Source organism: Pseudomonas sp. 910_21, from assembly GCF_052850735.1.
The window spans coordinates 264,883-278,067 of record NZ_VXCY01000006.1 but is presented as its reverse complement, the minus strand read 5'-3'; the positions used below and the strand labels follow the sequence as shown (position 1 = coordinate 278,067).

The 13,185-nt window shown below is 64.6% G+C and carries 7 protein-coding genes; all 7 read left to right on the top strand.

The window, feature by feature from the left end; genetic code table 11:
- Positions 1-42 precede the first annotated feature (42 nt).
- The 7 genes from FW796_RS20605 to FW796_RS20575 all read left to right on the top strand — a co-directional run bounded on the left by FW796_RS20605 (position 43) and on the right by FW796_RS20575 (position 13,172).
- The gene (locus FW796_RS20605; RefSeq protein WP_446439919.1) at positions 43-429 is read left to right on the top strand and encodes an AprI/Inh family metalloprotease inhibitor; all 387 of its coding nucleotides are present in this window, start codon (positions 43-45) and stop codon (positions 427-429) included.
- A gap of 208 nt (positions 430-637) precedes the next feature.
- The gene (locus FW796_RS20600) at positions 638-2,431 is read left to right on the top strand and encodes a type I secretion system permease/ATPase (protein WP_446439918.1); all 1,794 of its coding nucleotides are present in this window, start codon (positions 638-640) and stop codon (positions 2,429-2,431) included.
- Positions 2,432-2,445: 14 nt separating this feature from the next.
- On the top strand, positions 2,446-3,762 hold the full coding sequence (locus FW796_RS20595; protein WP_404939994.1) for an HlyD family type I secretion periplasmic adaptor subunit: 1,317 nt from the start codon (positions 2,446-2,448) through the stop codon (positions 3,760-3,762).
- A 2-nt stretch (positions 3,763-3,764) separates the two neighbouring features.
- On the top strand, positions 3,765-5,126 hold the full coding sequence (locus FW796_RS20590) for a TolC family outer membrane protein (protein ID WP_346632870.1): 1,362 nt from the start codon (positions 3,765-3,767) through the stop codon (positions 5,124-5,126).
- A 48-nt stretch (positions 5,127-5,174) separates the two neighbouring features.
- Positions 5,175-6,860: a polyurethane esterase gene (locus FW796_RS20585; protein ID WP_346632871.1), complete on the top strand. Its 1,686-nt coding sequence runs from the start codon at positions 5,175-5,177 to the stop codon at positions 6,858-6,860.
- Positions 6,861-7,019: 159 nt separating this feature from the next.
- A complete protein-coding gene (locus FW796_RS20580; protein ID WP_346632872.1) occupies positions 7,020-10,007 on the top strand; it encodes an autotransporter domain-containing protein in 2,988 nt (995 codons plus the stop codon).
- A gap of 165 nt (positions 10,008-10,172) precedes the next feature.
- On the top strand, positions 10,173-13,172 hold the full coding sequence (locus FW796_RS20575) for an autotransporter domain-containing protein (RefSeq protein WP_446439975.1): 3,000 nt from the start codon (positions 10,173-10,175) through the stop codon (positions 13,170-13,172).
- Positions 13,173-13,185: the final 13 nt, after the last annotated feature.

The window sequence follows — 13,185 nt, the reverse complement described above, 5'->3', positions numbered from 1 at the left end:
GCCTCGGGGCTGAGCGAGTCTACCGGGCGGACGGAGCACCCTATGACCCTACACACCTTGAGTTGCAAGGCGGCCACCTGGCTGCTGGCGACGCTGACGATCTTTTATGGAGCACTCACTATGGCAAGCAGCCTGCGCTTGGCGGACCCCTCGGAACTGGTTGGACACTGGCAACTGCAGCAAGCGGCGGAGCCTGCCAAGGGCTGCACCCTGGACCTTCTGCAGAACGCTGCTCTGGGCGATGGCGCCGAGTGCCTGTCGAAATGGATAGGTGAGGCCGCGGTGGGCTGGTTTCCGGAGCCCGATGGCATTGCCATCACTGGGCGCGAAGGGTCGAAAGTGATCTTTTTCAGCCGCCAGAAAGACGGGCTCTATGAGGCGCGCCTGAAAAGTGACGGCCTGATTGTTTTGCAGCGTGCCGCTAATTAAAGGCTAAGAATGTTCGTCTGATAATGGGCGGCCATTACATTGCCATTCTCTTGATCGGCAGGAACATGTTCGGGCTGCTGTTGAATACAGCTGTCCGAATTGTCCGTGTCCGCAGGCTTTATTAACTAAGAGAGGCATCTGTTAGTTATGCACTATATTGGTTCTTCGCTATCGCGCGTGGATTAACGGCTCGGGGAATTTGTTAAAAATGGTGAAGAACACTCATCCTGCTCCACTGTTCAAGGCACTGGGCGAATATAAGGGCATCCTGATCAGTGTCGGCTGTTTCACCGCGTTGATTAATGTGCTGATGCTGGTGCCCTCCATCTATATGTTGCAAGTCTACGATCGGGTGCTGTCTTCGCAGAATGAGACCACTCTGGTGATGCTGTCCCTGATGGTCGTGGGCTTTTTCCTGTTTATCGGGCTGCTGGAAGTGGTGCGCAGCTTTATCGTCATCCGCATCGGCAGCCAGCTGGAGCGCCGCTTCAACCTGCGGGTCTACCAGGCGGCCTTCGAGCGCAACCTGTCCCGTGGCGAAGGCCATGCCGGCCAGTCACTGGGCGATCTGACCCATATCCGCCAGTTCCTTACCGGGCCGGCGCTGTTCGCCTTCTTCGACGCCCCCTGGTTTCCCATCTACCTGCTGGTGATCTATGCCTTCAACGTCTGGCTCGGAGTGTTCGCCACAGTGGGCGCGGTGTTGCTGATTGCCTTGGCGTATCTGAACGAAGCCATGACCAAGAAGCCCCTGGCCGAAGCCAGCGGTTTTTCGCAGCGGTCCACCCAACTGGCTACCAGTCATTTGCACAATGCCGAGACGATCCAGGCGATGGGCATGCTCGGGGCCTTGCGCAAGCGCTGGTTCGCGGTGCACTCGCGCTTTCTCGGCTTGCAGAATGAGGCCAGCGACACAGGTTCGGTGATCAGTTCCCTGAGCAAGACCCTGCGCCTGTGCCTGCAGTCCCTGGTGCTGGGCCTGGGTGCATTGCTGGTGATCAAGGGCGACATGACCGCGGGGATGATGATCGCCGGGTCGATCCTCATGGGCCGGGTCCTGAGTCCCATCGACCAGTTGATCGCGGTATGGAAGCAATGGAGTTCGGCCAAGCTGGCCTATGGTCGGCTGGACGCGCTACTGCGGGAGTTCCCGCCCAGTGACAGCGCCATGTCGTTGCCGGCGCCCAAGGGCCAGGTGAGTTTCGAGCAGGTCAGCGCCGGTCCTCCTGGGCGCCGGGCGGCGACCCTGCAGCAGGTGACCTTCAGCATCAATGCCGGTGAAGTGCTCGGGGTACTGGGGGCCTCCGGTTCCGGCAAGTCGACCCTGGCTCGGGTTCTGGTGGGCGTCTGGCCGACCCTGGCCGGTACAGTGCGCCTGGACGGCGCCGACATTCATCGCTGGAATCGCGACGAGCTCGGCCCTTATATCGGCTACTTGCCCCAGGACATCGAGCTCTTCACCGGCAGCATCGCCGAGAACATTGCGCGCTTTCGCCAGGCCGACCCGGAGCAGGTGGTTCAGGCCGCGCAGCTGGCCGGGGTGCACGAGTTAATCCTGCGCCTGCCCCAGGGCTACGACACCGTGCTTGGCGATGACGGCAGCGGCCTGTCCGGTGGCCAGAAACAACGGGTGGCCCTGGCCCGGGCCTTGTATGGCAATCCCAGCCTGGTGGTGCTCGACGAACCCAACTCCAACCTCGACACCGTGGGCGAGAGTGCCTTGGCGGCAGCCATTGCCCAGCTCAAGGCCCGGGGCACCAGCGTGGTCCTGGTGACCCATCGCTCGTCGGTGCTGGCCCTGGCCGACAAGCTGCTGGTGCTCAATGAAGGTCGCCTGCAGGCCTTTGGCCCCAGCCAGGAAGTGCTCAAGGCGTTGGCCGGTACCCAGCAGCCCCAGCAACCCCAACCCCAGGAACCGGCCAGACCCGCCGCTGCGGCCGCTCCCGGTGGTTTGAGCATGAGTCGCCAGTATCAGGCTCCGACACGGAATAAAGGCGCATGAGCAAGGACAGCAACATGATGATCGAAGAGGGTTACGCGCCGGAACGGGTCGAGCGTGATGCGGGCTTTTTTGCCCGCATGGGCTGGATTCTGGCCCTGGTGGGCGCCGGCAGTTTTTTCGTCTGGGCAGCCCTGGCTCCCCTGGATCAGGGAATTCCCGTGCAAGGCACGGTGGTGGTGTCCGGCAAGCGCAAGGCGGTGCAGTCCATGAGTAGCGGGGTGGTCAGCCGGATTCTGGTGCGTGAAGGTGAAAGTGTGAAGCAGGGCCAGCCGCTGTTCCGCCTGGATCAGACCCAGGTGGCGGCGGACGTGCAGTCGCTGCAGGCCCAGTACCGCATGGCCATGGCCAGCCTGGCGCGCTGGCGCAGTGAACGCGACAACCTCAAACAGGTGGACTTCCCGCCGCAGCTGAGCAGCAGCGACGATCCACGTCTGGCCCTGGTGCTGGAGGGCCAGCGCCAACTGTTCAGCAGCCGCCGTGAGGCGTTCTTCCGTGAGCAGGCGGGCATCCGCGCCAATATCGAAGGCGCCACCGCGCAACTGGCCGGCATGCGTCGGGCCCGCACCGACCTGGGCAACCAGGCCGAGTCCCTGCGTCAGCAGTTGAGCAACCTGCAACCTCTGGCGGACAACGGCTACATCCCGCGCAACCGCTTGTTGGAATACCAGCGCCAGTTGTCCCAGGTGCAACAGGAACTGGCGCAGAACACCGGTGAAAGCGGGCGGGTCGAGCAGGGCATTCTCGAGTCCCGGCTCAAGCTGCAACAGCACAGCGAGGAGTACCAGAAAGAGGTCCGCAGCCAATTGGCCGAAGCCCAGCTCAAGACCCAGACCCTGGAGCAGCAACTGACCTCCGCCGGTTTCGACTTGCAGCACAGCGAAATCATCGCCACTGCCGACGGCATCGCGGTCAACCTTGGGGTGCACACCGAAGGCGCCGTGGTGCGCCAGGGTGAAACCCTGCTGGAGATCGTGCCCCAGGGCACGCACCTGGAAGTGGAAGGGCGGTTGCCGGTAAACCTGGTGGACAAGGTCGGCACCCATCTGCCGGTGGACATTCTGTTCACCGCCTTCAACCAGAGTCGTACCCCACGGGTGCCTGGGGAAGTCAGTCTGATTTCCGCCGACCAGATGGTCGACGAGAAGACCGGTATGCCGTACTACGTGCTGCGCAGCAGCGTCAGCGACCAGGCCATGGAAAAGCTCAACGGCCTGGTGATCAAGCCCGGGATGCCGGCGGAAATGTTCGTGCGCACAGGTGAACGTTCACTGCTCAATTACCTGTTCAAGCCTCTGCTCGACCGGGCCGGCTCTGCATTGACCGAAGAATAAGGATGTCGCGTTGTATGAGTAAGCTTTCCATTCTCGCGGCGGCCCTGGCGCTGTTCGCCTGCCAGACGGCCCAGGCCATGGGTCCGTTCCAGATCTACGAGCAGGCCCTGCGCAACGATCCGGTGTTTCTCGGCGCCATCAAGGAGCGCGACGCCGGCCTGGAAAATCGGGCAATAGGCCGTGCCGGGCTGTTGCCCAAGGTGGGCTACAGCTACAACAAGGGCCATAACAACTCCAAGGTCAGCTACCTGGACACCGTGCGCGGCACCGTCACCGAAAAACGCAACTACGACAGCTACGGCTCGTCCCTGACCCTGCAGCAGCCGCTGATCGACTACGAGGCCTATGCCAACTATCGCAAGGGTGTGGCCCAGGCGCTGTTCGCCGACGAGAACTTTCGCGGCAAGAGCCAGGAGTTGCTGGTGCGGGTGCTGAGCTATTACACCAAGGCGCTGTTCGCCCAGGACCAGATCGACATTGCCCAGGCGAAGAAAAAGGCCTTCGAGCAACAGTTCCAGCAAAACCAGCACATGTTCCAGCAGGGCGAGGGCACCCGCACCGATATCCTCGAAGCCGAATCGCGCTACGAGCTGGCCACCGCCGAGGAGATCGAAGCCCGGGACGAACAGGACGCCGCCCTGCGTGAACTGGGGGCACTGATCGGCGAACCCGCTATCGATGTCCGTGACCTGGACCCCTTGCAGGAGAACTTCCAGTCGTTCTCCCTGACGCCTGCCAACTACGACACCTGGCACGAGATGGCCCTGAGCAACAACCCGGTGCTGGCCTCCCAGCGCCAGCGGGTCGAAGTGGCTCGCTACGAGGTCGAGCGCAACCGCGCCGGGCACCTGCCCAAGCTCAGCGCCTACGCCACCCTGCGCCAGAACGAGTCGGAAAGCGGCAATACCTATAACCAGCGCTATGACACCAACACCATCGGCATCGAAGTCAGCGTGCCGCTGTACGCCGGTGGCGGTGTCTCGGCGTCGACCCGCCAGGCCAGTCGCTCCATGGAGCAGGCCGAGTACGAGCTGGACGGCAAGACCCGCGAGACCCTGATTGAACTCCGCCGGCAATTCAGTGCCTGTCTATCGGGGGTGAACAAGTTGCGGGCCTACCAGAAAGCCCTGACCTCGGCCGAGGCCCTGGTGATTTCGACCAAGCAGAGCATTCTTGGCGGCGAGCGCGTCAACCTCGATGCCCTCAATGCCGAGCAACAGCTCTACACTACCCGGCGTGACCTGGCCCAGGCCCGCTACGACTACCTGATGGCGTGGACCAAGTTGCATTACTACGCAGGAACCTTGCGAGAAGAAGATCTGGCCAGAGTCGATGAAGCCTTTGGCCAGCGCACAGTGCGTTAGGCTGCCCGAGACCGGACCTGACGACACTGAAATAACAAGGAGAAAGGAATGAGCATCTTCGACTACAAAAACGCCCTTGGCAGTGCCGGCAAAGCCCAGTACAGCGATGCCATCACGCTGGCCCTGTATGCCTCGTCGCCCACCGGTGAAGCCCTGCCGGGCACCTCATGGCGGCCGATCAACGCCTCCCAACTGGGCTACCAGGGCAATATCAGCGCCCAGGGCACCATTTCCGGCGAACAGTCTTCGGTCAGCGACGCTCAGGTGGAGATCCTGGGCAAGTACGACGCCGCCGGTCAATTGCTGTCCATCGGCATCAGCTTCCGCGGCACCGAGAGCCTGGCAGATGTCGTGAATGACTTGCAGGCGGCCTTTGTCCCGGGCTTTGCCGACAACTACAGCCGCTTGGCCTTCGACAATCTACTGGGCAAGGTTGCCGCCTTCGCGGCTGCCCAGGGCTTGAGCGGCAGTGATGTGCTGGTCACCGGGCACAGTCTCGGCGGTTTAGCGGTCAACAGCCTGGCGGCCATGAGCGCAGAGCATTGGGGCGGCTTCTTCAAGGACGCCAGCTATTTGGCCTTTGCCTCGCCGACCCAGAGCGCCGACAACCAGCAGGTGTTGAATATCGGTTATGAAAACGACCCGGTGTTCCGCGCGCTGGACGGCACCCATTTCAACGCCTCGTCCCTGGGCACCCATGACCGGCCACAGGAGTCGGCCACCAACAACATCGTCAGCTTTACCGATCACTATTCGTCGTTGTTCGGCAAGCTGGTGCCCCAGAGCATCCTCAACCCCTGGTCCTGGTCGGCCCATAGCGCGGTGGACTACGCCGGTGGGCTCAACCGCCTGATCAATTCGGATTTCTATGACCTGACCAGCCGCGATTCGACGGTGGTGATTTCCAACCTGTCCGAGGGCAAGCGCGACAAGGTCTGGGTCAAGGACCTCAATCTTTACGCCGACAAGCACAGCGGCAGCACCTTTATCATCGGTACCCAGAGCAACGACCTGCTGCACGGCGGCAAGGGCAACGATTACCTCGATGGCGGTGCCGGTGATGATCGTTTCCGCGACGACGGCGGCTACAACATCATCCATGGCGGTTCGGGTCACAACGTTCTGGAGTTGCAGCAGCCGCTGAAGAACTTCTCCATTGCCAATGACGGCGACGGCACCTTGTACATCCGCGATGCCTACGGCGGCATCAGCATGACCCGGGACGTTGGCGCCCTGGTCAGCCACGAGGCCGGGAGCTGGTGGCAACTGTTCGGCAAGGACGTCAGCTACAACGTCACCGCCGACGGCCTGCAAAACGGCAACCAGTGGACCGCCTACAACCACTCCCTCAATGGCGATGCCTATGGCAATGCCCTGGTGGCCAGCGTCAATGGCGATTGGCTGTTCGGCCATGGCGGCGACGACCTGCTGAGCAGCGACAAGGCCAACGTGACCTTCGTCGGCGGTGCCGGCAACGACGTCATGCACTCCAGCGGAGGCGGCAGCAACACGTTCCTGTTCAGCGGCAACTTCGGCCTCGACCTGATCCACGGCTACCAGAGCAGCGACAAGCTGGTGTTCATGGGCGTGCCCGGCATCGATGCCCATTACGACTACAGCCAGCACCTGTCCCAGAGCGGCAATGACACCTTGCTCAAGGTGGGCGACTACTCGGTGACCCTGGTAGGAATCGGCATGGAGGGGGTCAACGGTTCAGGCATCGTGTTTGCCTGATTCACCCTCGGCCGGGGGCGCGCAGGATTCGCTCCCCCGGGCTTTGCGGACGTTGAACTCAAGGAGGCAGTCGGGGTGGCTCCCCTGAAGTAGCCGGCAACAAGCTGATCCGTCCCGGATGGACGATCGAACAACAACAAAAAACGAGAAGTCATCAACATGGATGTGAGATGTCATCAGCTCAAGAGGCTGGCGGGCACTGTGTGCCTGGCGTTTGCCGCAAGCCTGCCGTTGGCGGCCCTGGGCGCCTACCGGGAAGCCGGCCGTTCGGGCGACGCTGCCAGTTGGCATTCCGCCGAATACCTGCAGGACTGGGGCCTGGCGCGCATGCAGGCGAGCCAGGCCTACGCCGCCGGTATCAGCGGCGCCGGGGTGCGGATCGGTGCCCTGGATTCGGGGTTCGATGCCAGCCATCCCGAGGCCAGCCCCGATCGCTACCACCCGGTCACTGCCGACGGCCATTACCTGGATGGCAGCCTGTTCAGCGTTTCCGGGGTGCTCAACAGCGCTAACGACAGCCATGGCACCCATGTCACTGGCACCCTGGGCGCCGCGCGTGATGGCAGCGGTATGCACGGCGTGGCGTTCAATGCCCAGGTGTACGTAGGCAACACCGACCATAACGACAGCTTCCTCTTTGGCCCGGGCCCCGATCCCCGCTACTTCAAGGCGGTGTACGGCGCGCTGGCGGACGCTGGTGTGCGGGCCATCAACAACAGTTGGGGCAGCCAGCCCAAGGATGTCAGCTACCAGACCCTGGGCGATCTGCATGCCGCCTATGCCCAGCATTTCCAGCAGGACACCTGGCTCGATGCGGCTGCCGAGGTCTCCCGGCATGGCGTGATCAATGTGTTCAGCGCCGGCAACAGTGGCTATGCCAATGCCAGCGTACGGGCCGCGTTGCCGTACTTTCAGCCGGATCTGGAAGGTCACTGGCTGGCGGTGTCGGGGTTGGACAAGAACAACCAGCAGAAATACAACCAGTGCGGGATCGCCAAGTACTGGTGCCTGGCGACGCCGGGGGCTGCCATCACCAGCACTGTGCCCGGCGGCTATGCCACCTACAACGGCACCTCGATGGCCGCCCCCCATGCCACCGGCGCCCTGGCCCTGGTCATGGAGCGCTACCCCTACCTGGACAACCAGCAGGCCCTGCAGGTGCTGTTGACCACCGCGCGCCAGCTCGACGGCGCCTTGACCCAGGGCCCCAACAATCAGGTGGGCTGGGGCGTGCCAGACCTGGGCCGGGCCATGCACGGGCCGGGGCAACTGCTCGGAGAATTCAACGTCAACCTCGGTGCCGGACAGGGTGATCGCTGGCGCAACGGCATCTCCGATCAGGCCCTGGCCCAGCGGCAGGTGGAGGACCGCGCCGAGCACTTGGCGTGGCAGCAAACCTTGAAGGATCGGGGCTGGGAACAAGGCTTGGGGACGGGGGCCAGCCAGCAGGATCGGACCGACTACGCCCTGGACCAGGCCCGTGATGCGGCGGCCGGGCAGCGGGTGTACCAGGGCAGCCTGATCAAGTCCGGGGCCGGCTGGCTGGTGCTCGATGGCGACAGCAGCTATCGCGGTCCGACCCGGGTTGACGGTGGCTTGCTGGCGGTCAACGGCCACTTGCAGTCGACGGTCACGGTCAATGCCGGAGGCACCCTGGGTGGTTCCGGGCAAGTGGCCGGGCTGACCGCCAACGCCGGCGCGATTGTGGCCCCGGGCAACTCCATTGGCACTTTGCACGTGGCCGGCAATCTGGACTTTCAGCCCGGCTCCCGCTACGTGGTGGAGCTGTCGCCCGAGGCCAGTGACCGGATTGTCGCCACGGGCCAGGCCAGCCTCAGTGGCGCCCAGCTGAGCCTGGTGCCACAGCGCCCAGGCAACCTGTTCGGCGCCGGGCCGGTGCCGAGCCTGATCGGCCGTCAGTTCGACATCCTGCAAGCGGCGGGCGGGGTGCTTGGGCACTTTGCCGAGGGCGCGGCCGTTTCGCCGTTCCTGGGCAGTGTTCTCGATTACTCGGCCAGTGCCGTGCAACTGGCCGTGGTGCGCAGTACGACGACCTTCGCCAGTGTCGGCGCCACACCCAACCAGCGCGCCAGCGGTGCTGCGCTGGAGCGTCTGGGGCCAGGCCATCCGCTCTATGAAAGCCTGCTGCTGTTGCCTTCGGCAGCCCAGGCTCGGGGCGCACTGGAGCAACTGTCCGGGGAGGTCTATCCGGCCCTGGGCGCGATGCTGATCAACCAGGGCTCGGTGCTGCGCGAGGCCTTCGGGGAACGCATGCAACGCGCCGGGCAGGATGTCGCGGCAGCTGAAGATCAATCGGCCAGTCTGTGGCTCAAGGGCCTGGGAGCCTGGGGGCGCAACGCCGGCGGCCAGGACCACTCGGCCTACACCAGCTCCCTGGGCGGCGTGCTGCTGGGGATCGAGCGCGATCTCGGCTCGCCGCAGACCCGGGTGGGCCTGGCGGGAGGCTACAGCGACAGTTCATTGCACATGGGCACCGGCAGCCGCGACAAGGCCCAGGTCGACAGCTATCACCTGGGCGCCTATGTCCGGCATGACCTGGACGCCCTGCGCCTGAGCCTGGGCGTCAGCCAGAGCTGGCATCGCGCCCAGGTGCGGCGCGAGTTGGCCTATGGCGAGGTGTCCGCCCGGGACAAAGCCCGGGTGGCGGCCCGCAGCCAGCAGCTGTTGGCCGAGGCGGCTTACACCGTGCCCCTGCAACCGCTGGTGCTGGAGCCTTTCGTCAACCTGGCCTACCAGCACCTGGACCGCGATGCCTTCCATGAGCAAGGCGACGCGGCGGCTTTGCACGCAGATGCTGACCAGCGCGATGCCTGGCTTGGCACCCTCGGGCTGCGAGGGCGCCGGCAGTTGCAACTGAGCGCCCGCCAGACCCTGGAGCTGTCGGCGAGCCTGGGCTGGCAGCGGCGCCTGAGTGGCAGGCAGTCCCGCGAACACCTGGCCTTTGCCGGCACTGACAGCGAGTTTCGGGTGAGCAGCACGCCGGCGTTGCGCGATGCCGCCCTGGTGGGGGCTGGAGTGCGCCTGGCGCTGGCCCGGGACCTGGACCTGAGCCTGGAATACCAGGGCCAGTGGGCCAGTCGCGAGCAACACAATGGCGTCGGACTCAACCTCGAATGGCGTTTCTGAGGCGTCATTCGGGCGGGCGGCGGGCATGGAGCCCGCCAAGGCAATTTCGCAACACAACTAAGGAAGGTCGTAGTGAAGCAAGTCAAACGCAAGGATGGCGCTGTGCTTGGGCAGGACCGGGGCTGGTTGCCCCTCGCTCCGGCATTGTTGGGCTGGGTGGCGCTGATGGGCACGGCCCAGGCGGCGCCTTATGTGGAGAACGGCCGTCGGGGCGATGCCGCCAGCTGGCGCAGCACCGAGTTCAAGGCCGATTGGGGCCTGGGGGCGATTCATGCCGACAGCGCCTATGCCGCCGGCTACAGCGGCAAGGGCGTCAAGCTGGGGATCTTCGACCAGCCGGTGTATGCCCAACATCCGGAGTTCGCCAGCCCGGGCAAGGTGGTGACCCTGGTCACCAGCGGTACTCGTCAATACACCGATCCCTATATCCCGGTGAAGGCCGGCGATACCTTCGTCTATGACGGCCGCCCTTCGGTGGGCTCGGACGGCAAGCTGGGGTCCCATGGCACCCACGTCGGCGGGATAGCCGCCGGCAACCGCGATGGCGGAGCGATGCACGGGGTGGCCTTCGATGCCCAGATCATCAGCGCCGACAACGGCGATCCCGGCCCGGAGGACGGCATCATCCTCGGTAACGATGGTGCGGTGTACAAGGCCGGCTGGGACGGCCTGGTGGCCAGTGGTGCGCGGATCATCAACAACAGCTGGGGCATCGGCATCACCGATCGCTTCAGCAAGGGCGGGCGCGATCCGGCGTTCCCGCACTTCACCCTGGACGATGCCCGGGCGCAGTTCGCGCAGATCCAGCCATTGCTGGGCAGCTTGCCGGGCGGTGCCTACGACGGGGCGATCGCCGCGGCCCGCAGCGGGGTGCTGACGATTTTCGCCGCCGGCAACGATTACAACCTGAACAACCCCGACGCTATTGCCGGGCTGGCCTACTTCGTTCCGCAGATTGCCCCCAACTGGCTGACCGTGGCGGCGTTGCAGCAGAACCCCGACACCGGCAGCGCCGATCCCTATGTCATCAGTACCTTTTCTTCCCGCTGCGGTTACACCGCGAGCTTTTGCGTGTCGGCCCCCGGCACCCGGATCTACAGCTCGGTGATCGGCGGCACCAGCCTGGAGAACATGACCCTGGGCTACGCCAACAAGAACGGCACGTCCATGGCTGCGCCCCATGCGGCTGGCGCCGCGGCGGTACTGATGGAGCGTTTCCCCTACATGAGCGCGGCACAGGTCGCCAGCGTCCTGCGCACCACGGCCACCGACCTGGGCGCTCCGGGCATCGATGCCTTGTACGGCTGGGGGATGATCGATCTGGGCAAAGGGATTCGCGGGCCCGGGATGCTGGTGACCGAAGCGGATATCCCTGAGGAGTTCCGCATCCAGGGCGGCTACGGTTCGACCCAGTTCGTCGCCGACCTGCCGGGTTATGGCGCGCTGCTGGATGCCGGCAAGCCGACCCAGCGGCGCTGCAATGACATCAGCTGTGTGCTGGATATCTGGAGCAATGACATCAGTGGCCACGGTGGCCTGACCAAGCAGGGCGTCGGCACCCTGGTGCTCAGCGGCGCCAACACCTACGCCGGGCCGACCCTGGTCAATCAGGGGCGGCTGGCGGTCAACGGCTCGCTGCTGTCGGCGGTGACGGTGAACGCCGGCGGCATCCTTGGCGGCACAGGCCGCGTGGGCGCACTGACCGCCAACGCGGGCGCGATTGTGGCCCCGGGCAACTCCATCGGCACCTTGCATGTCAGCTCCGATGTGAACTTCCTCCCGGGTTCGACCTACGCGGTGGAGGTGTCCCCCAGCGGCAGTGACCGGATTGTCAGCGATGGCCAGGCAACCCTCGGTGGGGCCAGCCTGGCCCTGGAACTGGAAAACCCCGGGCTGTCCCTCAATGCACAACGGGTCCCGAGCCTGGTGGGGCGGCAGCTGGATATCCTGCAGGCCGCCAATGGCGTGCAGGGCAGCTTCGGCCCGGTGCTGTCCAACTCGCTGTTTCTGGGGGGCAACCTCGGTTACAGCGCCGGCGGTGTACAGCTGGCGGTGGCGCGCAATGCCACGTCGTTCAGCAGCATCGGCCTGACCGCCAACCAGCGCTCGGTGGCCGGCGCCGCAGAGCAACTGGGGGTGGGCAACCCGGTGTATGAAAGCCTGCTGCTGGCCGCCAGCGCGGTCAGTGCTCAAGAGGCCTTCGAGCAACTGTCCGGGGAGATTCATCCGGCCGTGGGCAGCCAGTTGCTCAACGACAACCGCTACCTGCGTGAAGCGATGGGGGAGCGGGTACGCCAGCAGGGCGGGGTCGCAATCCCGAGCGTCGAGGGCGGCGAGCAGGGGGTGTGGCTCAAGACCCTGGGCGCCTGGGGCAAGGCCGACGCCGGCCAGGATCGAGCGGGCTATACCAGCTCCATCGGCGGCCTGCTGGCCGGTGTCGACGGGCAAGTGGACCCCAGTACTCGTCTGGGCGTGTTCACCGGCTACAGCGACAGCTCGCTGAGCATGGGCGATGGCCGGCATTCTTCGGCCAGCATCGACAGCTACCACCTGGGTGCCTACGCCGGACGGGAGCTTGCACAACTGCGCCTGAGCCTGGGCGGTTCCTACAGCTGGCACCGGATCGCGACCCGGCGCGAGCTGCAATATGACGAGGTTGCCGATCGCCAGAAGAGCAAGCGTGACGCCCGCAGCATGCAGCTGTTCGGCGAGGCGGCGTGGCACCTGGATCTGCAGCCCATGGCCCTGGAACCCTTTGCCAGCCTGGCTTATGTGCATGTGGACAGCGACCGTTTCAAGGAACATGGCGGCGCCACGGCACTCAAGGGCGATAGCGACAATCGCGAGGCCTGGCTCTCGACCCTGGGCATGCGTGCCGGCAAGCAGTTGCAACTGTCTTCCGGGCAGACTGTGGACCTGTCCGCTACCCTCGGCTGGCAGCACAATCTGAGCGCCACCGGGGCCGATCAGCATCTGGCGTTTGCCGAGGGTGGACAAAGCTACAAGGTGCAGAGCCTGTCACTGGACCGCGATGCGGCGGTCGTCGGTGCGCGGGCGGGCATTGCCCTGGGTCGACAGGCCCGGGTCAATCTGGATTACAACGGGTTGCTGGGCAGTCGGGACCGGAACCATGGGGTCGGCTTGACCCTGGACTGGACTTTCTAAGACCCAGGCAACG

Coding starts and splice junctions, on each gene's coding strand:
- FW796_RS20605 (WP_446439919.1), top strand. CDS start 43: ATGACCCTACACACCTTGAGTTGCAAGGCGGCCACCTGGCTGCTGGCG.
- FW796_RS20600 (WP_446439918.1), top strand. CDS start 638: ATGGTGAAGAACACTCATCCTGCTCCACTGTTCAAGGCACTGGGCGAA.
- FW796_RS20595 (WP_404939994.1), top strand. CDS start 2,446: ATGATGATCGAAGAGGGTTACGCGCCGGAACGGGTCGAGCGTGATGCG.
- FW796_RS20590 (WP_346632870.1), top strand. CDS start 3,765: ATGTCGCGTTGTATGAGTAAGCTTTCCATTCTCGCGGCGGCCCTGGCG.
- FW796_RS20585 (WP_346632871.1), top strand. CDS start 5,175: ATGAGCATCTTCGACTACAAAAACGCCCTTGGCAGTGCCGGCAAAGCC.
- FW796_RS20580 (WP_346632872.1), top strand. CDS start 7,020: ATGGATGTGAGATGTCATCAGCTCAAGAGGCTGGCGGGCACTGTGTGC.
- FW796_RS20575 (WP_446439975.1), top strand. CDS start 10,173: ATGGGCACGGCCCAGGCGGCGCCTTATGTGGAGAACGGCCGTCGGGGC.